The following is a 21,215-nucleotide window of genomic DNA, read 5'->3' as shown; positions in this document are numbered from 1 at the left end:
GGGGGCCGCCGGGGCCCATGGGCGGGTGGGCGCCGCCGGGGCCCGCGGGCCACTGAGGACCGCCGGGTCCCGCCGGCGGCCGGGGACCACCGGCGTTCACCGGTGGTGGAGCACCGCCGGGACCCGTCGGTGGTGGAGCACCGCCGGGGTTCATGGGCGGGCGCGGACCGCCGGGGCCCATGGGCGGGTGGGCGCCGCCGGGGCCCGCGGGCCACTGGGGGCCGCCGGGTCCCGTCGGCGGCTGGGCGCCGCCGGGACCCACGGGCGGCTCTGGACTGCCGGGACTCACGGGAACCTCCTCGTGCGGAAAAGGGGTGCAGGGGCGCGGCTCAGCCACCGGGCGTGGCGGCGGGGCGCAGGCCCGCCGCCACCAGTTCGGCGGCGCGGCGTACGGTCTCCTGGTCGTCCGGGGTGACCCCGCCCTCCTCGGCGCGGGTCCACTCCACCTTGACGATCAGATTGCTGACGCGGAGCCAGGCCGTGCAGACGGTGCGGGAGATGTTGGTGCCCTCGCGCGCGTAGTCGCGGGTGAACGCCTCCTCGCCGATCCCGGGCAGGTCGCGGGCTCCCGACCTCGTCTGGCGGCCGAACATGGTGTCGCTGCCCGCCTCGGCGTCGGTGTCCCGCCGTATCCGGTCGAAGACCTGCCGGGCCGCCTCGGGCGCCGCGGTCTCCCCCTGCGGAGGCACGGCCTGCGTCTGCACGCTGATCCAGCGGTAGGGGATGCCCCCCTTCAGATAGTTCCAGGTGCACTCGTCCGACTTGGTCATCCTGGGGTCGGTGACCTGGTCGACGAGCTGGCGGACCTGTTCGACGGTGAGCAGCTCGCAGGGCGTCGGCGCGGTGGCGAACCGTCCCCGCTCATCGGCCGGCTCTCCCCGCGGGACCGTGGCCCAGGCGACCGCCGCGCCGACGCCCGCCGCGACCAGCACGGTCGCGGCGGCGATCCACCAGGACCGGCCCCGTGCCCGCGGGGAACCGGATCCCGCGGGCACGGGGCCGGGGAGACCGTGGGCCGCAGGGCCGGGCACCGGGGCGCCGTGGCCGCGCACGGCCTCCGGTCCGGCGGGACCGGCACGGTAGACGGCGGTCGGCACGGTCGGGGCTCCCCGGGGGGCCGGGGGCGCGGCGGCGGTGTCCGAGCGGGCCAGGTCGCTCAGCACCTGCCGGACCACCGCGGGCGCGGGCCGCCGGGCCGGGTCCTTGGCCAGCATGGCCAGCAGGAGCCCGCCGAGTTCGGGCCCGGCCAGAGCGGGCGCGGGCGGTTCGTGCATCAGCACCGCGGCGGCCACGGCTGCCGGGTGGTCGCGGCGGAAGGGCGCCCGCCCCTCGACGGCCGCGTACAGCGTCGCCCCCAGCGACCACAGGTCGGAGGCGGGCCCGGCCGACTCCTCACGCAACCGCTCGGGGGCCGTGTACCCGGCGGAGCCGGCCCGGTCGGCCAGGCTCCCCTCGCCGGTCAGCGGGGCCGCGATGCCGAAGTCGGCGAGCATCGCCGTACCGTCCCGCTCGACCAGCACGTTGCCCGGCTTGACGTCGCGGTGGAGCATGCCGTGCGCGTGCGCGGCCTCCAGCGCGTCCAGGACGCGCAGGCCGATCGCGGCGACCCGGGGCGGCGGGAGCGGTCCCCGCTCGATCAGCCTGTCCAGCGAGACGCCGTCCACCAGGTCCATCACGATCCACGGCCGGCCGCCTTCGGTCACCACGTCGTGGACCATGACGATGGCCGGGTGGTTCACCCGGGCGGCGGCCCGCGCCTCGGCGATCGCGCGCTCGGCGAAGTTCTCGCTGCCGCGCATCTCCTTGACCGCGACGTCGCGGCGGAGCGTCTCGTCGCGCGCCCGCCAGACGGTGCCCGCGCCGCCCTCACCGAGCCGTTCCAGCAGCCGGTACCGGCCGGCCAGCATGTGTTCGGTCATTCCGGCCCCCGCAGTGCGGCCTCGCCCTGCCGCGCCGCCTCCAGCGCGCGGTTCCTGATGTCCTCGTCGGTGGGCCGGGAGGCGTGCGAGGAGTACTGGGCCTCGACGACGAGGTCGAGGATCCGGAAGGTCACGACGCTGGTGTGGGTCGCGCCCTGGGGAGAGGTCAGGTCGTAGGCGAAGGCCTCCTCGCCCAGGCCCGGCACCTGCCGGGCGGCCGTGCGCTCGGCGGTCACCTGCTCGACCCCGATCTCCTTCCAGCTCCAGTTGACCTGGGTGGCCTTGCCGTAGTCCCGGGCGAGGTTGGCGAAGAGCGCGCGCGCCGTCTCGGGGGTCATCGCCCACGGCTGGAGCGTGTCGCCGTCGGTGAGCGGGATCAGGGCGAGCCCGCTGTTCCCGTCGATCCAGGAGCAGCCGTCGCCGTCCGGCTTCCCCGCGGGGGGTCGGGAGACGTTCATGATCTGGCGGACCTGCTCGGCGGTCAGCAGCGAGCAGAAGTCCACGGGCCCGTCGAACGAGGTCCGCTCCGCGTCCCCGGCGGTGAGGGTCAGCACGCCTGCCACGGCGGCGCCCACGAGGCAGACGGCGGCCGCCACCGCGCCCCACAGGCGCAGGGCTCCGCGCCGCCTCGCCGGGACCGGGCTCGCGCCGACCGGCCCCGTGCCCGTCGGCCCGGCGCCGGCCGGCCCGGTGCCGTGAGGCCCGGTGTTGTGCGGGCCGGTGCCGTAGGGCCCGGTGCCGTGGGGCCCGGTGCCGGACGGCGCCGCCGGGCCGTGCGGCTGCTCGCCCGGGAGCGGCGGGGGCGGGAGCGGGGGCAGCGGGGCGCGCCCTGCGGCGACCTCGTCGAGAAGCCAGCGCAGAGCGCCCGCGTCCGGGCGCTGCGCGGGGTGGTGGGCCAGCGCCGCCATCAGGACCGGGCCGAGCGCGCCCGCCCGGTGCGGCGGCCTGACCCGGCCGGCGAGCGTGGCGGCCAGCCGCGCCATGGTGTCGCCCTCGATGGCGGGCACGCCCTCCACGCCGAAGTACAGGGTGGCGCCGAGCGACCACAGGTCGGAGGCGGGTCCGCCCTGGTCGCCGTCGAGGCGTTCCGGCGCGATGAACCCGGGCGAGCCGATGAGCATGCCCGTCTGGGTCAGCGTCGCGTCGCCCGCCAGCCGGGCGATGCCGAAGTCGGTCAGGACGATCCGCCCCGCGTCGGTCAGGAAGACGTTGCCCGGCTTGACGTCCCGGTGCTGGATGCCGCGGGCGTGCGCGGCGGCGAGCCCGTCGAGCAGCTGCGCGCCGAGGGCGGCCATGCGCTCCGGCGGGAGCGGGCCCTGCTTCTCGACGAGCTCGGTGAGGGTCTGCCCGCGCAGCAGCTCCATGACGATCCACGGCCTGCCGTCGTGCACGGCCACGTCGTGCACGGCGACGACCGCGGGATGGCGCAGCTGCGCGGTGGCCTGCGCCTCCCGTACGGCGCGCGCCACCATGTCCGCCCGCTGCGCCTCGTTCATCCCCGCGGGCAGCGTCAGCTCCTTGACCGCCACCTCGCGGTCGAGCATCTCGTCTCTGGCCAGCCATACGGTGCCCATGCCGCCGCTGCCCAACTCGCGCAGCAGGCGGTAGCGCGCCGCAAAGCCCTCCCCGTCTGGCATAGGCGGGAGAATAGCGGACTTACTACTTGTGATCGCACAATCGCCTTAAGTGTGACGAGAACGGTGCTCGGTCTCCGGGGTGAATCCGGGAGCCGGACGCTTCCGGGGCGTTCACCAGCGGTTGCGCGCCTCCTCGTCCGGTCCGTGACGCCGTACGGGCCCGGGCGATCCAGCGGGAGGCCGCGATCCCGGCGGTGCGGCCCGGGGTGGCGGTCCCGCGCTCGCGGGTCCGCAGGGCGGGAGCGTGACGGGCGGACCCGGCCGGGAGTTGACCTCGACCTAGATCGAGGTCGCAGGGTGGGGAGCCGGTGCAGAGAGCAGAGGAGTGTGGACATGAAGGCAGCGGCGTTCTCCGAGTTCGGCGGCCCCGAGGTGCTGCGGATCATGGAGCTGGAGACGCCCGGGGCGGGCGAGGGCCAGGTCCGGGTCCGGGTGCGTACGGCGGGCGTGCAGCCCTTCGACGTGGCGGTCCGGCAGGGCTGGACCCCGGACGGGGTCCCCGGCGGCCTCCCCCGGGTGCCCGGCAACGAGTTCGCCGGGGTGGTCGACCAGGTGGGACCGGGGGTCGGCGGGTTCGCGCCCGGCGACGAGGTGCTCGGATTCAACCTGCTGAACTGCTACGCCGAGTACGTCGTGGTCCCGGCGGAGAACGTCACCCCCAAGCCCGCGGGCATGTCGTGGGAGGTGGCGGGCGGGTTCACCGCCGGCACCCAGACCGCCCACATCGCGGTGGAGCAGCTCGGTGCGGGCGAGGGCGACACGCTCCTGGTCCACGCCGCGGCCGGCGCCGTCGGCACCGCCGCGGTGCAGCTGGCCCGGCTGCGCGGGGCGAGGGTCGTCGGCACCGCCCGCGAGGAGAACCACGACTACCTGCGCTCCCTCGGCGCCGTTCCGGTCGCCTACGGCGAGGGCCTGGAGGAGCGGATCCGCCGGGCGGCCCCCGGAGGGGTCGACATGGTCATCGACGGCGCCGGAGGGGAGGCGCTGGAGGTCTCCCTCCGGCTGGCGAAGCCGGATCGGATCGTCACCCTCGTCGAGCACGGCAGGGCCGCGGAGCTGGGCGTGCAGACCACCCGGGGCGTCCGGCTGGCCTCCCGGCTGGCCGAGCTCGCCGAGCTGCACGTCCGGGGCGACCTCGCCTGGCACGTCCGCCGGACCTACCCGCTGGACCGGGCCGCGGACGCCCACCGCGAGGTCGAGTCCCGGCACGGCCGGGGCAAGGTCGTGCTCACGGTGCCCTGAGGGCGCCGCCCGCGGTGGCCCGCCGCGGAGTGCCGGCCGGCACGGCCGGCGCCTCGCGGTCCGGGCGTCACATGTTGATCATGTGTCCGGCGAGCCCGTGGACGGCCTCCTTGACCGCCTCGCCGAGGGTGGGGTGGGCGTGCACGTTCCGGGCGATCTCGTGGACCGTCAGGTCCCACTGCTGGGCCAGCGTCAGCTCGGGGAGCAGCTCGGTGACCTCCGGGCCGATCAGGTGCGCGCCGAGCAGCTCGCCGTGGGTGTCATCGGCGATGATCTTGACGAAGCCGGCCGAGTCGCCCAGGCCGTGCGCCTTGCCGTTGGCGGTGAACGGGAACTTCACCACCTTGACGTCGTAGCCCAGGTCGCGGGCCTGCGTCTCGGTGAAGCCGAAGCTGGCGATCTGCGGCTGGCAGTACGTCGCCCGCGGGATCATCGCGAAGTCGAGCTCCATCGTCTCGGCGCCCGCGATGGTCTCGGCGGCGATGACGCCCATCGACTCGGCGGCGTGCGCGAGCATCAGCTTGGCGGTCACGTCGCCGATGGCGAAGATGTGCGGCACGCTGGTGCGGCCCCGCCCGTCGACGTCGACGGCGCCGCGGTCGGTCAGCCTGACCCCGGTGTTCTCCAGCCCGTAGCCCTCCACGCGCGGCCGGAAGCCGATCGCCTGGAGCACCTTGTCCGCCTCCAGGACCTGCTGCCCGCCGTCGCGCGAGACCGTGACGCGCACCTTCGGGCCGGACTCGTCGATCGACTCCACGCGGGTCGAGGTCAGCACGTCGATGCCGAGCCGCTTGTAGCGCTTGGCCAGCTCGGCGGAGACCTCCTCGTCCTCCAGCGGCACGATGCGGTCGAGGAACTCCACGATCGTCACCTTGACGCCGTAGTTGTGCAGGACGTAGGCGAACTCCACGCCGATCGCCCCCGCCCCGGCGATGATGATGTCGGAGGGCAGGTCCCGGCTGAGGATCTGCTCCTCGTAGGTCACCACCCGGTCGGACACCGAGGTGCCGGGCAGCAGCCGCGTGGTCGCGCCGACGGCGAGGATGCAGTGGTCGAAGGTGACGGTCCGCTCGCCCACCCGGATCGTGTTGGCGTCGACGAAGACGCCGCGCCCGTCGATCTCGGTGATGCCGTTCTTCTTCATCAGGTAGTGCACGCCCTTGACGCGGCCGTCGGCCACCTTGCGGCTGCGCGCGAACGCCTCGCCGTAGTCGAACGTGACGCTGCCCTCGACGCGGATGCCGAAGGTCTTGGCCTCGTGGGTGAAGATGTGCGCCAGCTCGGCGTTGCGCAGCAGTGCCTTGGACGGGATGCACCCCACGTTCAGGCACACCCCGCCCCAGTACTTCTCCTCGATCACGGCCGTGCGCAGGCCGAGCTGGGCGGCACGGACCGCCGCGGTGTACCCGCCGGGGCCCGCGCCGACGACGACGACGTCAAAGTGAGCGCTCATGCCTCCGGACACTATTTGACCGGCGGGTGTGGACGGCACGCAGGGGCGCCGGCGGGGGACCGCCCCGGCCGGCCGGAGGGTGGCCTCCGGAAGGAATTCTTAGTAAGGTTTCTTGTTAATAACGTGCTCTCCGTCGGCCGTTGGACATGTCACCTCCGTTTCCCCCCAAGGAGGAGTCCACGTGTACGTGCGACCCAAGGCGGCCACCGGCGCCGCCGCCCTCATGCTCGGATCCCTGCTGGCGGTCCTCCCCTCCAGTCCCGCGCAGGCCCACGGATCCATGTCGAACCCGCCCAGCCGGGCCTACGTCTGCAAGACGGAGGGCCCGGACAGCCCCGACTCCGCGGCCTGCAAGGCGGCCGTCGCGGCCGGGGGCACCCAGGCGTTCTACGACTGGCACGAGGTGTCCCTGCTGAACGCGGGCGGGCGGCACCGCCAGCTCATCCCGGACGGCAAGCTCTGCAGCGCCGGACGGGACAAGTACCGCGGTCTCGACCTGGCCCGGGCCGACTGGCCCGCCACGCGGGTCAGCCCGGGGCCGCTGACGATCACCTACCACGCGACCGCGCCGCACGCGAACAGCAACTTCGAGTTCTACATCACCAAGCCCGGCTGGAACCCGACCCAGCCGCTGCGCTGGTCGGACCTGGAGCACATCAAGACCTTCACCAACCAGAACCCCACCACCTACACCAACTGGACGATCAACCTCCCGCAGCGCAGCGGCCGCGCCCTCATCTACTCGATCTGGCAGCGGGTGGTGGGCAGCGAGGAGGCCTTCTACACCTGCAGCGACGTCGACTTCGGGGGCGGAGGCGGCACCCCGTCGCCCGACCCGACCCCGACCGCCACCCCCACGGTGACCCCGACCGCCACGCCCACCGCCACCCCGACGGTCACCCCGACCTCGCAGCCGGGCGGCACCTGGGCCCCGAACACCGCCTACGCGGTGGGCGCGCGGGTGACCTACGGCGGGGCGACCTACCAGTGCCGGCAGGCGCACACCTCCCTGCCGGGCTGGGAGCCGCCGAACGTCCCGGCGCTCTGGCAGCGCCTGTAGGCGTCCGCAGAGCATGACGGTCTTGCGACCATGACGGGCCGGCGCTCCGCCGTACGGATCGCCCTGGCCCTGTCCCTGGCCGCCGGAGCCGCCGGAGTGTCCGGCTGCGGCACCTCCGGCGGCCGGTGGGCGCAGCAGGTCATGGCGAGCCGGGCGGCGGACGTCGGCGCCGCCCGGGGCTTCAACGCCGCCGACGTGATGTTCCTGCAGATGATGGTGGTCCACAACGGCCAGGGCGTCGAGCTGGCACGGCTGGCGCGCGGCCGGGCGGTCCGGGCCGAGATCGGGCTGCTGGCCGGGGCGATCGCCGCGACGCAGCGGGACGAGACGGCGTCCATGGCGGGCCTGCTGCGGGAGTGGGGCCAGCCGCCGACGGCCCCGCCCGACGAGCACGCCGCGCACGGCGGCATGCCCGAGACGGACGCCCGGGAGATCGCCTCGGTCGCGGACGCGGGCCCCGCGGACTTCGAGCGGGCGTTCCTCAACGCGATGATCGCCCACCAGGACGACGCGGTGCAGCTGGCCGCGGCGGAGGTCTCCGGCGGGCTGCACCCCGGAGTGAAGGCGCTGGCCGGGCGGATCGAGGCCTCCCGCCGGGCGCAGATCGAGCGGATGCTGGCGCTCCTGGAGGACTGACCCGCCCCGGGCCGGACCCGCCCCGGGGCCCGGCATCCGGGCCCGGCCCCGTACGGGCTCCGCCGCGGCGGGGCGGGCGGGGACCACGGCCGGGAATGGCGGGCGGGACGGCGGGTAGGCGGGCCGTATGCCACAGGAACCGAACAGCACGCCCCCGCCCCAGACCCAGCCGTACCCCGGCAGCAGCGGGGAGATGACACCCGAACCCCGGGACGAGATGCGCGGCTACGTCGGCCGCGACCTGCTCGCCGGCAAGCGCGCGCTGATCACCGGGGGCGACTCCGGCATCGGCCGGGCGGTGGCGGTGGCCTTCGCCAAGGAGGGCGCGGACGTCGCCATCGCCTACCTGAGCGAGCACGAGGACGCCGAGCACACCAAGAGCCTCGTCGAGAAGGAGGGGCGGCGCTGCCTGCTGCTCCCCGGCGACCTGGCCTCCGCCGAGCACTGCCGGCAGGTGGTCGAGTCCGCGGCCTCCGCGCTCGGCGGGATCGACGTCCTGGTCAACAACGTCGCCACGCAGGCCCCGGTGCAGTCGCTGGAGGAGCTCTCCGACGAGCAGTGGGAGCGGACGTTCGAGGTCAACATCCACAGCTACTTCCGGATGACCAAGGCGGCCCTGGCCCACATGCCCGACGGCGGGGCGATCATCAACACCTCCTCCATCAACGGCCTGCGCGGGAACAAGACGCTGATCGACTACTCCGCGACCAAGGGGGCGATCAACGCCCTGACCTACTCGCTGGCGCAGACGCTGGTCGAGCGGCGCATCCGGGTGAACGCGGTGGCGCCCGGCCCCGTCTGGACGCCGCTGATCCCCGCGACCTTCCCCCAGGAGAAGGTCGAGAAGTTCGGCGAGCAGGTGCCGATGAAGCGGGCCGCCGACCCCGACGAGATCGCGCCGTCGTACGTCTTCTTCGCCGCCGACCGGCTCTCCTCGTACTACACCGGGGAGGTCCTGGCCCCGATCGGCGGCGAGACGCTTCCCGGATGACCCCCGCCCGCCGTCCCGCCGTCCCGGCGGGACGGCCTCACCGGGCGCGCAGGAAGGCGAGCACCTCGGCGGCCACCGCCTCGGGCCGGGTCGCCGACACGTCGACGGTCAGGTCGGCCACCTCGGCGAAGAGCGGCCCCCTGCGGGCCCGCTGCTTGGTGAGCATCGCGCCGAGGTCGGGCTCGAAGTGCGGGCGGTGCCCGCTGGAGAGCATGCGTTCGGCGAGGACCGCCGGCGGGGCGTCCAGCCAGACCACGACCGCGGGGCCCAGCGCCGCGCGGCAGGCGGGGTCCTCCACCACGCTCGCCGCCGCGGCGATCACCGGGGGCGGCCGCTCGGCGAGGGACTCCAGCAGGTGCCCGGCCTCCCGCCGGTGCAGCTCGTCGGCGCCCTCGCGCTCGGCCGTCTCGGCCGCGGTGGCGCCGTACCGGGCGGCCAGGTCGGGGTCGCTGTCGCGCAGCTCGCGGCCCAGCTCCGCGGCGAGGATCCTGGCCACGGAGGACTTCCCCGCGCCCATCAGGCCCGTCACGACGACGGGAAGGTCAAACTTCACGGCGGCCTTTCGAGGTCAACGTTTGAGATCCGTGTGGGGGATAGGTGAATGGGCGTTGGCACGAAGGAGGGAAATCCCATGTCCATCGCAGGCGGCATCATCCTCATCATGCTCGGCGCAATCTTCACATGGGCGGTCGAGTTCGATCTCGCCGGGTTCGACATCAACGTCCTCGGCGTCATCCTGATGCTGGGCGGCCTGGTCTGGCTGCTCATCGCCCTCTACCGGGCGAACGTCGCCCGCCGGGCCGTGACGTCGCCCACGACGGTGGTCGTCGAGGAGGACCCGGTCACGCACCGCCGAGTCTACGAGGAGCGTCGCTACGACGACCCGCCGGTGGTGTGAGATTCCCTGACGCATGAGACGGAGGACGGACGTTGAGCGACACCCTCATCTCCCGGAGCGTGGGCCTCGTCGGCGGAATGGCCGGAGGTCTCGTCGCCGGAGCCATCTTCAAGCAGATCTGGAAGTTCGCCTCGGGCAAGGAGGAGGCGCCCCAGGCGACCTCGGAGGAGTACGGCTGGGGCGAGGTCCTGGTCGCGGCGGCGATCCAGGGTGCCATCTACGGCATGGTCAAGGCGGCGATCGACCGCTCCACGGTCCACGGCGCGCCCAAGGGGCGCGGCAGGTAGGCCGCCCCGCGGGATCGGCGAGGTCCCGGCTCCGGAGACGGAGCCGGGGCTTTCGCATGTCTGGGATGGTGCGATCTGTCCCCTTTGTGGATTTCTTGTGTCGTTTGCCGGACGGCAGGGTGGGAAGGCGGTCTGGATCTGAGGATGAAAGGAGTTCGATCATGGGAGAGGCTCCGCAGTACGTCGCCGCGCGGGTGCAGCAGGCACTCGCGGAGGACGAGCGCACCACCGAACTCGGCATCCGGGTGGACGTGCGGGGAGAGCAGCTCTTCCTGCGCGGCCAGGTGAGCTGCGAGGAGCGCCGCACGCTGATCGCCGACGTGGCGGAGGAGGCGGCCCCCGGGCTGGCCATCCGCAACGAGCTCACCGTGTCGGACGTCCGGGTGCCGGAAGGGGAGGAGAAGCTGTGACGGGCCTGCGAGTCGCGGCGGTCGGCGATGTGCACCTGGGTGAGGACATGCGCGGGCGTTACCGGGAGCACCTCGCCGGCATCGAGGAACGGGCCGATGTGCTGCTGCTGGCCGGAGACCTGACCCGGCACGGGACGCTGGAGGAGGGCCGGGTGGTGGCCGACGAGTTCCGCGACCTGCCGATCCCGGTGGTCGCCGTGCTCGGCAACCACGACTACCACTCCGACAAGCCCGCGGAGATCGCGGCGCTGCTGCGCGACGCCGGGATCATGGTGCTGCACGACGACTCGGTCGTCCTCGACATCGACGGGGTACGGCTCGGCGTGGTCGGCGGCAAGGGCTTCGGCGGCGGGTTCGCCGGCAAGTGCGCCAGCGAGTTCGGCGAACCCGAGATCAAGGCCTTCGTGAACCACACCAAGCGGATCGCGGACCGCTGGCGCCGGGCTCTCAAGGAGCTCGACGTCGACCGCAGGATCGTGCTGTCGCACTACTCGCCGGTCAACGACACGCTCGAAGGCGAGCCGCTGGAGATCTACCCCTTCCTCGGCAGCTACCTGCTCGCCGAGGCGGTGGACGCCGAGGGCGCCGACCTGATCATCCACGGCCACGCGCACAAGGGCACCGAGAAGGGCATGACGTCCGGCGGGATCCGGGTGCGCAACGTGGCGCTGCCGGTGCTGAACCGGGCCTACGCGGTCTACTGCCGCGACGGCGACGGGGAGTCCTGCTGACGGCCGGCCGGGTCCCGCCCGCCGGGGCGGGGCCCGCGGGGCCGCCGCGGGCGGGACGTGCGAGAAGCCGGAGCGCGGGGCCGCCGGGCGCATGGCGGCCGGAGCGCACGAGAAGCCGGAGCTCGCCAGAGCGGGCAGGAGCGCACGGAAGCGGGCCGGGTCTGCGGACCCGGCCCGCTGTGTCTGCGGTCGTGATGTCTGCGGTCGTGGTTCCCGGTGCCGCCGCGGAGGCGGTGGGCACCGGTGTCGCGGTCGGAGGGTCCCGGACCGCGGGGGTGTCCGGGACGGTGCGCTTGGGTGCGGGCCATGGCCCGCATCAGACGTTGAAGATGCTCACACCCCCCGGACCGACCAGGAAACCGAGGACGATGAGCACGATCCCCCACAGGAGGTCGCGGCGGGCCAGGATCACGTAGATCCCGGAGATGACCAGTGCGACTGCGATGATCCAGAGCAAAGTAGCCATGGCCCGCCTCTGCCCCGCAGGAGGGTCAGCTAACGCGCTTGAGCCGGTAAAGATCCAGCAACGGCTGGACGAACCAGAGCCAGGCGCTCACCAGTCCCACCAGTCCTCCGAAGGCCGCCGCAGGCCAGCCGGAGATCACGGTCTCCGTGACGAGCGCGACGGCGCTCGTCATCGCCACGGCGAGCGCGACCGCGCCGAGGATGCCGAGCTCGTTGGCGCGGTGCAGCATCCGCTCCTTCAACCCGGTCCGGAAGAGCAGGCGGTGCTGGGCCGCCGGGGTGATGAAGCAGACCGAGGCGAAGGCGGAGGCGAGCAGGGAGATGAAGAAGAGCCAGAGGCCGAGGGTGTCCACCTTCTCGAAACCCGCCGAGAACGGCAGGGTCAGCAGGAAGGCGAACAGGACCTGGATGCCGGTGACCGCGACCCGCAACCCCTGGAGCAACTCGGTCAACTCACGGTCAACGCGTTCTTTGTGGCTTTCGCCGGGCGCAGGGCTTTCTGTACGGACTTCCTCATTTTGAATCATCGGATTCCATTGCCCGCCGTTTACCGCCTTATGCCTGGGGACTACGGGGCCTTCCAGGGGGTAGCGACCGTTTATGGGAAGCCACAGCCACGAGGTCACCGACGCGATCCTGGAGACGCTGAAGCGGGCGAGCAGCGCGCTGAAGGACGCCGGCGTCCGCTTCGCGCTGGCCGGGGGGTGTGCCGCCTACGCCCGCGGAGCCGCCCCCTCGCTGCACGACGTCGACTTCGTCCTGCCTCAGGAGGACGTGCCGTCCGCTCTGGAGGCGCTGCGCGAACTGGGCTTCACGACGGCCAAACCGCCGGAGGACTGGCTGGTCAAGGCCTACGACGAGGGCAGGCTGGTGGATCTGATCTTCCGGATCGCCGACAACGCGGTGACCCCCGCGCTGCTGGAGCGGGCCGAGCCGCTGAAGGCCTCGGCCGTGATCGTGCCCGTCCTTGAGGCGACCGACCTGGTCATCTCCTGGCTGCTGCCGCTGTCCGAGCACGCCTGCGACTACGGCTCCCTGCTCCCCCAGGTCAGGGCGCTGCGCGAGCAGGTCGACTGGGGGCGGGTGGCGGCGGTGGTCCGGCACTCGCCGTACGCCTCCACCTTCCTCGTCCTGCTGGAGCGGCTGGGGGTGATCTCCGAGCCCGTCGACGCGTCGGGGAACCCGGACTGGCCCTGACCGGGACGCCGGAGCCGTGACGCGCCCGGCGGTGTACGGAGCACCGTCCGGAGTCCGGTAGTCTGGTCGAGGTCAAGCGCCGCTAGCTCAGTTGGTTAGAGCAGCTGACTCTTAATCAGCGGGTCCGGGGTTCGAGTCCCTGGCGGCGCACCCGAGGGAAAAGCCCAGGTCATTCACTGTGACCTGGGCTTTTCTGCTGGTGCGGGGGGGCGTGGTCGCCAGGCCCCCGCTCACGGCCGCCGCCGGTGCGCCCGGGACGGGCCGTCCCTTCGCCGTAGGGCCGCCCGCCGCCGCCCGCGGAGCGGGCGGCCCTACGCAACCAATGCGCCCGGTTTCCCTGGGTCAGACCTGGTCCGGGCTAGCCTGGGGTGGGGGTCACGAGATGAGAGCATTCGCCTGCGCACCGGCACTGGCCATGGCACTGGCACTGGCCGCCGGCTGCGGCACCGAACCCGAGAGGACCGCCGCACAGGCGTCGGCGCCGCTCCCGGCCGCCGGATCGGCGGCGGACCGGTCCCGGACGACCCAGAGCGCGGTTCCGGGGCAGGCGGTGCAGAGCCCGGCCCCGGCGGTCACCGCTCCGGCGGACGGCCGGACCGAGGTGAGCCGGGACCAGCACCGCATCCTGACCGAGCAGTGCCGGTACGCCGACTCGGCTCGGCTGCGCACGCAGTGCCTGGCGGCGGTCGAACGCGACTACCGGGTGGGACGGGAGAACCGCGACCTGGACTGCCGGACCTACTCCGGCGTCACGGTGTGCGGCCGGCTCGTACTCAGCGAGCGGGAGCGGCGGTGCGTGCGGGAATGGGTGGCCGGAGGGCTGACGCCGCGCCGTGCCGAGGTGGAGTGCTACGTCTTCGCCTGAGGCGCGCGCCGCCCCCGCCCGGACGGCGCCGGGCGCGGTAGACAGGCCCGCTGCGGGGCAGTTGACGGGGACGCCGATCGCCCACCCCCGGAGGGATCACGAGATGACGATCAATCCGCAGCCGCTCTGCCGGACCTGCGGGTCCATGGTGGAGCACCCCGGACGCCACCGGGAATGGCACGAGGCCCTCGAACGCCTGGTGCCCGGCCTGGAAGCCGAGCTGGAGCGGGCGCAGGGGGGCCAGGACCCGGACCACGGCTCCGGGTTCACCTTCTGACCCCGGCCCGCCGTACGCCTGCCCGCACAGGCCCGGCCGCGCGGCCGGCCTCCCCCTGCGGCGGGCAGGTGGTGGCGGAGCCGGGTGCGCAGCGGCGGACGGTAGTCCTCGCCGTAGTAGCGCTCCTTGAACTCCTCCTCGCGGAGCGGGCCGGCCTCGGGGACGACGCCGGCGACCCGCTGGCCGGCGTCCACGACCGGCACGCCGCTGACGCCCCGGTCGATGAGGAGCCCGGCGCCGCCGGGGCCGCCGTCAGGCGAGCTTCTCGGCCTTCTTCAGGTCGGCGACCAGCGACTCCATGTACTCGGCGTAGCCCTGGTAGCTGAAGGGGGCCTCGGCCCGCCACGGGTAGGCCTGCCCGGCCTCGACCGCGGGAAGCTTGGCGAAGGTCGGCTTCTTCATCATGTCGTCGAACGTCAGCGCCTGGGTGCGGACGTCGTACAGGATCACGTCGGCGTCGTAGGTGTCGGCGTTCTCCCAGCTCAGGCTCTGGAAGAAGCCGCCCTCGTCGACCTTGTCGGGCTTGACGACGTCCAGGCCGGCCTCGGTCAGGTGCATGATGTCCGCGTACTCCGGCGGGTTGACCACCCACATGGTGTCGGGGCCGCCGGACATCATGAGGATCTTCAGGCCGTTCGCGGCGATCTTCTTCAGCTCCTCGGTCGCCGCGTCGAAGCGCGCCTTGGCGGAGCTGATCTCGGGGGAGCCGAGGTCGGCGCCGAGGGACTGGGCCAGCTCGGCGTACCTGCCGATGACCTGGGACGCGCTCTTGCCGGTCAGCATGATCCCGGCGGTGGGCGCGGCCTGCTCGATCGTGTCCTTCGACTTCTCCGGCACGTACCAGAGCGTGCCGTTGACGTACATGCTGCTGACCAGGAGCTCGGGCTGGAGCGCGATGTACTGCTCGACGTTGAACTCGTCCCACACGTTGCCGAGCCCGGCGACCTTGGTGATGTCGACGTTGCCCACCTGGGGGTCCTTGCTGCCGTCCTTCAGCTTGTGCGGGCCGAAGATCGCGACGGGCCGGATGCCGAAGTCCCAGAGCGCGGCGGCGGAGCCGACCTGGGCGACGATCCGGGCCGGCCGCCGGGGCAGCTCCAGCTTCTTGCCGCGGTCGTCGGTGAACGTCCAGGGGCCGGCCGGCGCGGTGGCCGCCTGCGTGGCGGTGGAGGTGGTGGCGGGCTCCTCCTGGCCGCAGGCCGCCAGGACCATGAGGGTGCCGAGACCGCCGGCCGCCGCGAGAAAGCCCCTTCTCGACACGGACATGTTCACTCCTAAGGTAAGGCTCGCCTAATTGCTCGGTGATTAGGCTAGCCTTACCTGAAGGTGACGGCCACTCCGGGTGGCCGGTACGGCCGCACCGGCCGCCGGACGGCCGGTGCGGCCCCACGCTCGTGCGGGTCCGCGCCGTGCGGACGGGCGTCGCGAGGGTCCACGCCGTACCGGCCCGTGGTCGTGAGGGCCCGCTCCCGGTTGGGTATGGGCACCGCCATGGAACATGTGGTGGTGGGGGCGGACGGGTCCGCCGACAGTCTCCGGGCGGTCGAGTGGGCGGTGCGCGAGGCGGGCCGCAGACATCTCCCCCTGCGGGTGGTGCACGCCGTGCACGAGTGGCTGCACTCCCGCTCGGAGGGCGAGATCGAGGACGTGCGCCGGTGGATGTGGAACAACGGCCGGGAGGTCGTCGACCAGGCCGTGGCCCACGCGCGCGAGCACGGTCCCGCGGTACGGGTCGAGGACGCGATGGCGTTCGGCGACCCCGCCCGCGCGCTGGCCGAGGAGGCCGGCCACGACGACCTGCTCGTCGTGGCCTCGCGCGGCACGGGCCGGATCTCCAGCCTGCTGCTCGGCTCGGTCGCGCTGAAGGTCGTCTCCCAGTCTCCCTGCCCGGTGGTGGTGGTCCGCGGCGGGGTGGCGCCGGAGCGGGAGTTCAAGGAGGTCGTCGCCGGGGTGGACGGGTCCCCCGCCTCCGCCGGGGCGCTCCGGTTCGCCGCGGAGGAGGCCGCGCTGCGGGGGGCGCGGCTCCGGTTGCTCCTCGCCTGGAGCCTGCCCGTCGCGGAGGGCGCCCTCGTCCCGCCGTTCTTCGACCTCGCCGAGATCGAGGGCACCTGGGAGCGCACTCTCGACGAGGCCGCACGTTCGGCGGAGGAGCTCCATCCGGGCCTGGAGGTCGTCGGCGAGCTGGTGATGGGCCATCCGGTGCAGGCGCTCATCGACGCCTCGGAGGCGGCCGACCTGGTCGTCATGGGATCGCACGGGCGCGGCGCGCTCGCGGGGCTCTTCCTGGGGTCGGTCAGCCACGGGGTCCTGCACCACGCGGCCTGCCCGGTCGCGGTGATCGGCCCGCGGGCCCTCGACGCCTCCGCGGAGACCCCCGCGGACGCCCTGGCGCGGACCCCGGGGGACGCCCCCGCGGGGGAGCCGCAGGCCTGACCCGGGTTCTGTCTGGAGCGCCGCCTTCTGGGTAGCCAGGGGGCCATGGCGATCTACGGTTTCCACTCATCACACGAGCAGATCCACCCGGCCGAGCTGCTGAAGGCGGTGACGCGGGCCGAGCAGGCGGGATTCGCGGCCGCGATGTCGTCGGACCACTTCTCCCCCTGGAGCGAGCGGCAGGGCCACTCCGGCTTCGCCTGGTCCTGGCTGGGTGCCGCGCTGCAGGCCACCGGCCTGCCGTTCGGCGTGGTCAACGCCCCCGGCCAGCGCTACCATCCCGCGATCATCGCCCAGGCGATCGGCACCCTGGGCGCGATGTTCCCCGGACGGTTCTGGGCCGCCCTGGGCACCGGGGAGGCGAGCAACGAGCACATCACCGGGGAGCGCTGGCCGCGCAAGCAGGTGCGCACGGCCCGGTTGCGCGAGTGCGTCGACGTGATCCGGGCGCTGCTGGCGGGGGAGGAGGTGAGCCACGACGGCCTGGTGACCGTGGACCGGGCCCGGCTGTGGAGCCTTCCCGAGACCCCTCCGAAGCTGCTCGGGGCGGCGGTGAGCGTGCCGACCGCCCGCTGGTGCGCGGAGTGGGCCGACGGGCTGATCACCGTGAACGCGCCGGTCGAGACGCTGCGCGAGATCGCCGCCGCCTACCGGGAGGCGGGAGGCCGGGGCGCGCTGGCCCTGCAGGTCCACCTGAGCTGGGCCGAGAGCGATGAGGAGGCGCTGGCGATCGCCCACGACCAGTGGCGGAGCAACGTGTTCCGCCCGCCGGTCTGCTGGGACCTGGAGACGGCCGAGCTGTTCGACGTGGTCTCGCGGGACGTGCCGCCGGCCCGGGTGGCCGAGGTGGTCAACGTCTCCGCCGACCTGGGGTGGCACGCCGCCCGGTTGCACGAGTACGCCGAGCTGGGCTTCGAGGAGATCTACCTGCACCACGTCGGCCAGGAGCAGGCGGCGTTCATCGACGCCTTCGGCGCCAAGGTCCTTCCGCAGCTCGGCTGAGCAGTACAGGCGACATGTCGATACATTTCCGAAATCAGGTCGTCGCAATCGGTTCACACGCCTGGGGTGGATGTTCTACATTTGTTGTGGGAGCGCTCCCACGACTGAGGAGAAGCCAGTGTCCCCCCAGAACGGCTCGCTCAAGGCGCCATCAGACCTCGTGCACACCGTCGAAGGCCTCCTGGCCGCGGCTCCGGTGAGCGTGCGCGAAGCCCGCTCCCTGGTCCGCCGCGAGCTCGCCGGCTGGGGCGCCGACGACCTCATAGACGACTGCGTGCTCATCGTGAGCGAGCTGGTCACCAACGCCGTCCGCCACGGGGGCGCGGCGTGCGCGCTCCGCCTCGGCTGCGACGGCGCGCACGTGTACGGCGAGCTCTTCGACCCGGGCGCGGGCACGCCCCGGGTGTGCGAGGCCGGCATGGAGGCGACGAGCGGCAGAGGGCTGCAGATCGTGGACACCCTCGCCGACGAGTGGGGCGTGTCCTGGCCCGACTCCGGAGGGAAGATCGTCTGGTTCCTGCTCGGCGGCGTGCCCGCGCCGAGGGAGGCGGACGGGCAGACCTCCGGGGCGTTCTCCTGGCACCGGTGCGCCCTCCCGGCGTGCCCTCCCCGGCACGCCGTCCCGGCCGGCCTGCCCCGGTGACCCCGCCGCCCGGCGCCTGCGGGTCCGCCCCACCGGCCGGGACCGGACCGTGGCGGGGTCCTGCGGCGGGCCCCGGGCTCCTGTGGCGGCTCCCCGGGCCGGAGGAGCGGTGGGCCCTCGGATTCCCGCGGCGGGTCCTCAGGACGGGGAGCGGCGGGTCCTCAGGACCAGGTGATCAACGCCCGCTCGCGCCACAGGTCGAGCAGGCTCCGGTCGCCCCGCACGTCGAGCCGGTCGGCGCTCCCGCGGTTCCACAGCATGAGGTACAGCTCCGCGGCCGGGCCGGAGACCACGCAGTCGGCCTCCCGCACACCCGGCGTGACGACCCGCCGCTCCGGCTCCACCCGGATCGTCCAGGCGGTCGGGTGGTCGGTGGCCCGTACGGCCAGGCTGACCGGCGGATCGGAGACCAGCCGGCCGCGGCGCCGGGGGAGGAACCCGCCGAAGAGCTCGTCGACGCCGTCGGCCGCGAACGCCGGATCGAAGCTCGGCGGGCCGTCCCCGGCGGCGGCCTGGGCGTCGGCCAGGTGGACCGCCGTCTCGTGCGCCTGGCGGCGGGCCCAGAAGGCCAGCGGGGAGGGCGCCCGCAGGAAGGTCCAGCACTCCACGTCCGGGTCGGCCCCCTTCAGGGTCCCCACCAGGGCGGCATGGCCCTCGCGGAACCAGCCGAGCAGCCCGTCGCCGTCCGGCGCGGTGAAGAACCCCGCCTCCTCCTCGTCGGTGAACGGCTCCGTCCTGGCCCCGGCGACGTGCGCCGCCGCCCAGCGGTGCACCCCGCCGAGGTGGCCGAGCAGGTCCCGGACCGACCAGCCGGGGCAGGTCGGCACGGGGGCGTCCAGTCCGGCCCGGGCCGCCGCGGCGGCCAGCCGTACCCCGGCGTCGTGCAGCGCGGCGATGTGCTCTGCGGTCTCCACGGCCGGATTGTGCCACAGGGGCGCCTGCCGGGGACATCGCGGAGCCCCGCGCCGGTGGGCGTGCGCGCCGCGGGGCCACCGTGGCGGCCCCGCGGCGGCCCCGCGGCCTGTCAGCCCCCGGAGAGCCGGAACCAGACCACGCGCCCGGCCGGGGTGTCGTGCCAGCCCCAGTCGGCGGCGAGCTCGTCGACCAGCCAGAGGCCCCGGCCGGTGCAGCTGCCGGGATCGGTGCCCGCGCGGAGGGAGGGGCGGTGCTCGGCCGATCCGGCGTCGATCACGTTGATGTGGAGCGCCCCGTCATGGTTCGCGACGGCCACGGTCACCTGCCCGTCGGGGCGGCGGCCGGAGTCGGAGTGGCGGACGGAGTTGGCGACCAGTTCGCTGACGAGCAGCAGGGCGTCGTCCGCCTGTCTGTGCCCGGCGGTGTCCAGCAGGTCGCGGACGTACCGCCGCGCCCTGGGAACGGAAGCCAACTCTCCGGGGAACGCGACCTGACCCAGCAGTCCCACCACCTTCAATACGCACCTCCATGACCCGCAAAGAGGCTTCCCCCCTCGGCGCCGCGCCACGCCGAATATTCACGTTGAGTAGCGATGAATGCGCACGGTAGTCATGCGGGTGATCGGCTTCGGGGGCCGTGTCCGCTGGGGTTGAGTGTTTTGTTCGGTTGCTCCTGCTCACCGTCAGCCGGCCTGCTCCCTCCGGACTCGGCGTGGCAGGATGGCGGGATGCCGTTCCGGGTGGTGACGGCCGCAGTGACGGCCGCCGCGTTCATGACCGCGTCCCCTGTCCAAGCCCCGTCCGCGACCGCGCCCCGCGTCCAGGACGCACCGGCGCCGCCGGTGATCCGCTACGCCGGCCTCGGCGCCTGCGCGAACGACGGCGGCGTGGGCCGGCACCCGTGCGGCCCGTGGAGGCTCTGGTTGAGCGACGGCCGTGTCCTCGCGCTCCCCGACGCGCACCGGACCGACGGCGACCACCCGGCCATGGGGGTCATGGCGGTCTCCCCGGACGGCACCCGGGCCGCGTACCTCCGCGGGAGCGACGGCGCGCTCATGATCTGGGAGGCCGCCACCGGGAAGGCGCGCCGGACCGAGGTGACGAAGCCGGACTCCGTCCGGATCACCGGGCTGACCGTCTCCCCTCGCGGACGGTTCGTCGGCGTCGAGGGGGAGTACGAGTCCCGGGCGCTGTTCAGGGACCGGGTCGTGGACACGGCCACCGGGAAGACCTTCACCCTGCCCAGGGGATACACCCTCGCGAGGTTCAGCCCGGACGACCGGCACCTGATGGCCACCCACCGGAGCGGCGCGGTGGTCTACGCGACCGGGACGTGGTCGGTGAAGCTGCGGCGGTCGGCCTACATGACGGGCGACCTCGGCCGCGACGGCGTCACCGTGGCCAAGGCGTCGAGGAACGACGCCCGGCCGTCCGGGAACCGGGTCACCGTCCGCAACCTGGCCACCGGGAAGAAGCGCGCCTTCCCCCTCCGGCTCCGCAGGGGCGAGGCCCCCTACCGCGCACGCTGGGACGCGGCGGGCCGCCTCGACGTCCTGACCGACTCCTACCGCGGGCCGAGCGGCAGGGAGTCCCACACCTACACCTGGTACCGGTTGGACCGCAGGACGGGCCGGCTGCGCGTGCTCGACTCCTTCGTCGTCACGTCCGCCGTGGGAGACGTGATCCTCGCCGGCTGACCGGCCGTACCCTGGGAGCATGATCGAGGAGGCCGGGGACGGGATCGGGGCCTGGCTCGACCGGGTCCACGACGAGTACGACGAGTTCGCCTACCGCTACGTCTACGCCGCCTACCTCGCGGTGCGCCCGCCCCGCCGGGAGGTGCGCGGCGGCGAGGTCACGCTGACCGCCGGGCCGGGCGGGGGGCACCTGCTGCGCGCCGGGGAGGGCGGCCCCGAGCTGCACCTGCGGGACGAGGCCGCCTGTGAGGCGTTCCTGGGGCGGCTGCACCGGCGCTATCTACGGGGACGCCACTCCTCCATGGCGGAGTGGGAGGCCGCCGCCCACGACCGCTACGTGGCGGACCTGCACGACCGGACGCGGTGGTGAGCCGTACGGCCCGCGCCCGGTTCCCGCTGCGGGCGCGGGCCGTACGCGCACCAGGGTCTGACCGGCGCCCGGCCGGGGGGCACGAGCC

General features: G+C 73.7%; 25 protein-coding genes and 1 tRNA gene. 17 read left to right on the top strand and 9 right to left on the bottom strand.

All coding sequences use genetic code 11. From position 1 onward, the window contains the following. Positions 1–329: 329 nt before the first annotated feature. Positions 330–1,919 carry a serine/threonine-protein kinase gene (locus ABD823_RS32175; protein ID WP_344866291.1) on the bottom strand — a complete coding sequence of 530 codons (1,590 nt, stop codon included), beginning with the start codon at positions 1,917–1,919 and terminating at the stop codon, positions 330–332. Further along, positions 1,916–3,556, bottom strand: coding sequence for a serine/threonine-protein kinase (locus ABD823_RS32170; protein WP_344866289.1), 1,641 nt, complete (start codon positions 3,554–3,556; stop codon positions 1,916–1,918). Before ABD823_RS32170 ends, ABD823_RS32175 begins: the two co-directional genes overlap by 4 nt. Positions 3,557–3,889: 333 nt before the next feature. Here ABD823_RS32170 and ABD823_RS32165 point away from each other — a divergent pair, with 333 nt between their 5' ends. Next, positions 3,890–4,798 (top strand): NADP-dependent oxidoreductase, encoded by a 909-nt coding sequence (locus ABD823_RS32165; protein WP_344866287.1) that lies wholly within the window; start codon positions 3,890–3,892, stop codon positions 4,796–4,798. 67 nt (positions 4,799–4,865) lie between these two features. Here ABD823_RS32165 and lpdA read toward each other — a convergent pair whose 3' ends face one another. Continuing rightward, complete coding sequence (lpdA, locus tag ABD823_RS32160) at positions 4,866–6,251, bottom strand: dihydrolipoyl dehydrogenase (RefSeq protein ID WP_344866285.1); 1,386 nt, start codon at positions 6,249–6,251, stop codon at positions 4,866–4,868. A 181-nt stretch (positions 6,252–6,432) separates the two neighbouring features. Here lpdA and ABD823_RS32155 point away from each other — a divergent pair, with 181 nt between their 5' ends. From ABD823_RS32155 to ABD823_RS32145, 3 genes are all read left to right on the top strand, one after another. Further along, positions 6,433–7,311, top strand: coding sequence for a lytic polysaccharide monooxygenase auxiliary activity family 9 protein (locus tag ABD823_RS32155; protein ID WP_344866283.1), 879 nt, complete (start codon positions 6,433–6,435; stop codon positions 7,309–7,311). Positions 7,312–7,341: 30 nt separating this feature from the next. Then, positions 7,342–7,947: a DUF305 domain-containing protein gene (locus ABD823_RS32150; RefSeq protein WP_344866281.1), complete on the top strand. Its 606-nt coding sequence runs from the start codon at positions 7,342–7,344 to the stop codon at positions 7,945–7,947. A gap of 127 nt (positions 7,948–8,074) precedes the next feature. Then, complete coding sequence (locus ABD823_RS32145; protein WP_344866279.1) at positions 8,075–8,938, top strand: SDR family oxidoreductase; 864 nt, start codon at positions 8,075–8,077, stop codon at positions 8,936–8,938. A 37-nt stretch (positions 8,939–8,975) separates the two neighbouring features. On the opposite strand, the gene ABD823_RS32140 is transcribed toward ABD823_RS32145, so the two are convergent. Beyond that, positions 8,976–9,491 (bottom strand): shikimate kinase, encoded by a 516-nt coding sequence (locus tag ABD823_RS32140; RefSeq protein WP_344866277.1) that lies wholly within the window; start codon positions 9,489–9,491, stop codon positions 8,976–8,978. 78 nt (positions 9,492–9,569) lie between these two features. Between ABD823_RS32140 and ABD823_RS32135 the strand changes: the two genes are divergently transcribed. The 4 genes from ABD823_RS32135 to ABD823_RS32120 all read left to right on the top strand — a co-directional run bounded on the left by ABD823_RS32135 (position 9,570) and on the right by ABD823_RS32120 (position 11,264). Beyond that, positions 9,570–9,836, top strand: coding sequence for a DUF6458 family protein (locus ABD823_RS32135; protein WP_344866275.1), 267 nt, complete (start codon positions 9,570–9,572; stop codon positions 9,834–9,836). A 32-nt stretch (positions 9,837–9,868) separates the two neighbouring features. Beyond that, positions 9,869–10,123, top strand: coding sequence for a DUF4235 domain-containing protein (locus ABD823_RS32130; RefSeq protein WP_344866273.1), 255 nt, complete (start codon positions 9,869–9,871; stop codon positions 10,121–10,123). 161 nt (positions 10,124–10,284) lie between these two features. Beyond that, positions 10,285–10,533, top strand: a complete 249-nt coding sequence (locus ABD823_RS32125; protein ID WP_344866271.1) for a BON domain-containing protein — start codon at positions 10,285–10,287, stop codon at positions 10,531–10,533. After that, positions 10,530–11,264, top strand: a complete 735-nt coding sequence (locus tag ABD823_RS32120; RefSeq protein ID WP_344866269.1) for a metallophosphoesterase family protein — start codon at positions 10,530–10,532, stop codon at positions 11,262–11,264. Before ABD823_RS32125 ends, ABD823_RS32120 begins: the two co-directional genes overlap by 4 nt. A gap of 316 nt (positions 11,265–11,580) precedes the next feature. On the opposite strand, the gene ABD823_RS32115 is transcribed toward ABD823_RS32120, so the two are convergent. Both ABD823_RS32115 and ABD823_RS32110 read right to left on the bottom strand, forming a co-directional pair. Next, positions 11,581–11,730 (bottom strand): GPGG-motif small membrane protein, encoded by a 150-nt coding sequence (locus ABD823_RS32115; RefSeq protein ID WP_344866267.1) that lies wholly within the window; start codon positions 11,728–11,730, stop codon positions 11,581–11,583. Between the two features lie 25 nt (positions 11,731–11,755). Further along, complete coding sequence (locus ABD823_RS32110) at positions 11,756–12,181, bottom strand: DUF6328 family protein (RefSeq protein WP_425566693.1); 426 nt, start codon at positions 12,179–12,181, stop codon at positions 11,756–11,758. Between the two features lie 148 nt (positions 12,182–12,329). Between ABD823_RS32110 and ABD823_RS32105 the strand changes: the two genes are divergently transcribed. From ABD823_RS32105 to ABD823_RS32090, 4 genes are all read left to right on the top strand, one after another. Continuing rightward, positions 12,330–12,926 carry a nucleotidyltransferase family protein gene (locus ABD823_RS32105; RefSeq protein WP_344866265.1) on the top strand — a complete coding sequence of 199 codons (597 nt, stop codon included), beginning with the start codon at positions 12,330–12,332 and terminating at the stop codon, positions 12,924–12,926. Between the two features lie 76 nt (positions 12,927–13,002). Further along, positions 13,003–13,076 (top strand) — tRNA-Lys (locus ABD823_RS32100). A 232-nt stretch (positions 13,077–13,308) separates the two neighbouring features. Further along, positions 13,309–13,791 carry a hypothetical protein gene (locus ABD823_RS32095; RefSeq protein WP_344866263.1) on the top strand — a complete coding sequence of 161 codons (483 nt, stop codon included), beginning with the start codon at positions 13,309–13,311 and terminating at the stop codon, positions 13,789–13,791. 103 nt (positions 13,792–13,894) lie between these two features. Continuing rightward, positions 13,895–14,068 (top strand): hypothetical protein, encoded by a 174-nt coding sequence (locus ABD823_RS32090; protein WP_344866261.1) that lies wholly within the window; start codon positions 13,895–13,897, stop codon positions 14,066–14,068. A gap of 252 nt (positions 14,069–14,320) precedes the next feature. Here ABD823_RS32090 and ABD823_RS32085 read toward each other — a convergent pair whose 3' ends face one another. Continuing rightward, positions 14,321–15,334, bottom strand: coding sequence for an ABC transporter substrate-binding protein (locus ABD823_RS32085; RefSeq protein ID WP_344866259.1), 1,014 nt, complete (start codon positions 15,332–15,334; stop codon positions 14,321–14,323). A gap of 225 nt (positions 15,335–15,559) precedes the next feature. On the opposite strand from ABD823_RS32085, the gene ABD823_RS32080 reads away from it, so the two are divergent. From ABD823_RS32080 to ABD823_RS32070, 3 genes are all read left to right on the top strand, one after another. After that, positions 15,560–16,501: a universal stress protein gene (locus ABD823_RS32080; RefSeq protein WP_344866257.1), complete on the top strand. Its 942-nt coding sequence runs from the start codon at positions 15,560–15,562 to the stop codon at positions 16,499–16,501. A 45-nt stretch (positions 16,502–16,546) separates the two neighbouring features. Further along, positions 16,547–17,503 carry a TIGR03885 family FMN-dependent LLM class oxidoreductase gene (locus tag ABD823_RS32075; protein WP_344866255.1) on the top strand — a complete coding sequence of 319 codons (957 nt, stop codon included), beginning with the start codon at positions 16,547–16,549 and terminating at the stop codon, positions 17,501–17,503. A gap of 118 nt (positions 17,504–17,621) precedes the next feature. Beyond that, entirely contained in the window at positions 17,622–18,146 is a 525-nt protein-coding gene (locus tag ABD823_RS32070) for an ATP-binding protein (RefSeq protein WP_344866253.1), read from the top strand. Positions 18,147–18,307: 161 nt separating this feature from the next. Here the strand turns inward: ABD823_RS32070 and ABD823_RS32065 are convergent, their stop codons facing one another. Beyond that, positions 18,308–19,060, bottom strand: coding sequence for a maleylpyruvate isomerase family mycothiol-dependent enzyme (locus tag ABD823_RS32065; protein ID WP_344866251.1), 753 nt, complete (start codon positions 19,058–19,060; stop codon positions 18,308–18,310). A gap of 110 nt (positions 19,061–19,170) precedes the next feature. Beyond that, the gene (locus ABD823_RS32060) at positions 19,171–19,572 is read right to left on the bottom strand and encodes an ATP-binding protein (RefSeq protein ID WP_344866293.1); all 402 of its coding nucleotides are present in this window, start codon (positions 19,570–19,572) and stop codon (positions 19,171–19,173) included. Between the two features lie 411 nt (positions 19,573–19,983). On the opposite strand from ABD823_RS32060, the gene ABD823_RS32055 reads away from it, so the two are divergent. Continuing rightward, on the top strand, positions 19,984–20,757 hold the full coding sequence (locus ABD823_RS32055; RefSeq protein ID WP_344866249.1) for a WD40 repeat domain-containing protein: 774 nt from the start codon (positions 19,984–19,986) through the stop codon (positions 20,755–20,757). A 19-nt stretch (positions 20,758–20,776) separates the two neighbouring features. After that, complete coding sequence (locus tag ABD823_RS32050) at positions 20,777–21,127, top strand: hypothetical protein (protein WP_344866247.1); 351 nt, start codon at positions 20,777–20,779, stop codon at positions 21,125–21,127. Positions 21,128–21,215 lie beyond the last annotated feature (88 nt).

The sequence above is a fragment of the Planomonospora alba genome, assembly GCF_039534085.1.
Classification (GTDB): Bacteria; Actinomycetota; Actinomycetes; order Streptosporangiales; family Streptosporangiaceae; genus Planomonospora_B; species Planomonospora_B alba.
This window is presented reverse-complemented; position numbering and strand designations above follow the sequence as displayed.

Excerpts from the sequence above, each read along its gene's own strand:
- ABD823_RS32145 (WP_344866279.1), top strand. The coding sequence starts at position 8,075 with ATGCCACAGGAACCGAACAGCACGCCCCCGCCCCAGACCCAGCCGTAC.
- lpdA (WP_344866285.1), bottom strand. The coding sequence starts at position 6,251 with ATGAGCGCTCACTTTGACGTCGTCGTCGTCGGCGCGGGCCCCGGCGGG.
- ABD823_RS32170 (WP_344866289.1), bottom strand. The coding sequence starts at position 3,556 with ATGCCAGACGGGGAGGGCTTTGCGGCGCGCTACCGCCTGCTGCGCGAG.
- ABD823_RS32095 (WP_344866263.1), top strand. The coding sequence starts at position 13,309 with ATGAGAGCATTCGCCTGCGCACCGGCACTGGCCATGGCACTGGCACTG.
- ABD823_RS32050 (WP_344866247.1), top strand. The coding sequence starts at position 20,777 with ATGATCGAGGAGGCCGGGGACGGGATCGGGGCCTGGCTCGACCGGGTC.
- ABD823_RS32080 (WP_344866257.1), top strand. The coding sequence starts at position 15,560 with ATGGAACATGTGGTGGTGGGGGCGGACGGGTCCGCCGACAGTCTCCGG.
- ABD823_RS32135 (WP_344866275.1), top strand. The coding sequence starts at position 9,570 with ATGTCCATCGCAGGCGGCATCATCCTCATCATGCTCGGCGCAATCTTC.
- ABD823_RS32150 (WP_344866281.1), top strand. The coding sequence starts at position 7,342 with ATGACGGGCCGGCGCTCCGCCGTACGGATCGCCCTGGCCCTGTCCCTG.
- ABD823_RS32165 (WP_344866287.1), top strand. The coding sequence starts at position 3,890 with ATGAAGGCAGCGGCGTTCTCCGAGTTCGGCGGCCCCGAGGTGCTGCGG.
- ABD823_RS32105 (WP_344866265.1), top strand. The coding sequence starts at position 12,330 with ATGGGAAGCCACAGCCACGAGGTCACCGACGCGATCCTGGAGACGCTG.
- ABD823_RS32125 (WP_344866271.1), top strand. The coding sequence starts at position 10,285 with ATGGGAGAGGCTCCGCAGTACGTCGCCGCGCGGGTGCAGCAGGCACTC.
- ABD823_RS32090 (WP_344866261.1), top strand. The coding sequence starts at position 13,895 with ATGACGATCAATCCGCAGCCGCTCTGCCGGACCTGCGGGTCCATGGTG.
- ABD823_RS32075 (WP_344866255.1), top strand. The coding sequence starts at position 16,547 with ATGGCGATCTACGGTTTCCACTCATCACACGAGCAGATCCACCCGGCC.
- ABD823_RS32085 (WP_344866259.1), bottom strand. The coding sequence starts at position 15,334 with ATGTCCGTGTCGAGAAGGGGCTTTCTCGCGGCGGCCGGCGGTCTCGGC.
- ABD823_RS32115 (WP_344866267.1), bottom strand. The coding sequence starts at position 11,730 with ATGGCTACTTTGCTCTGGATCATCGCAGTCGCACTGGTCATCTCCGGG.
- ABD823_RS32175 (WP_344866291.1), bottom strand. The coding sequence starts at position 1,919 with ATGACCGAACACATGCTGGCCGGCCGGTACCGGCTGCTGGAACGGCTC.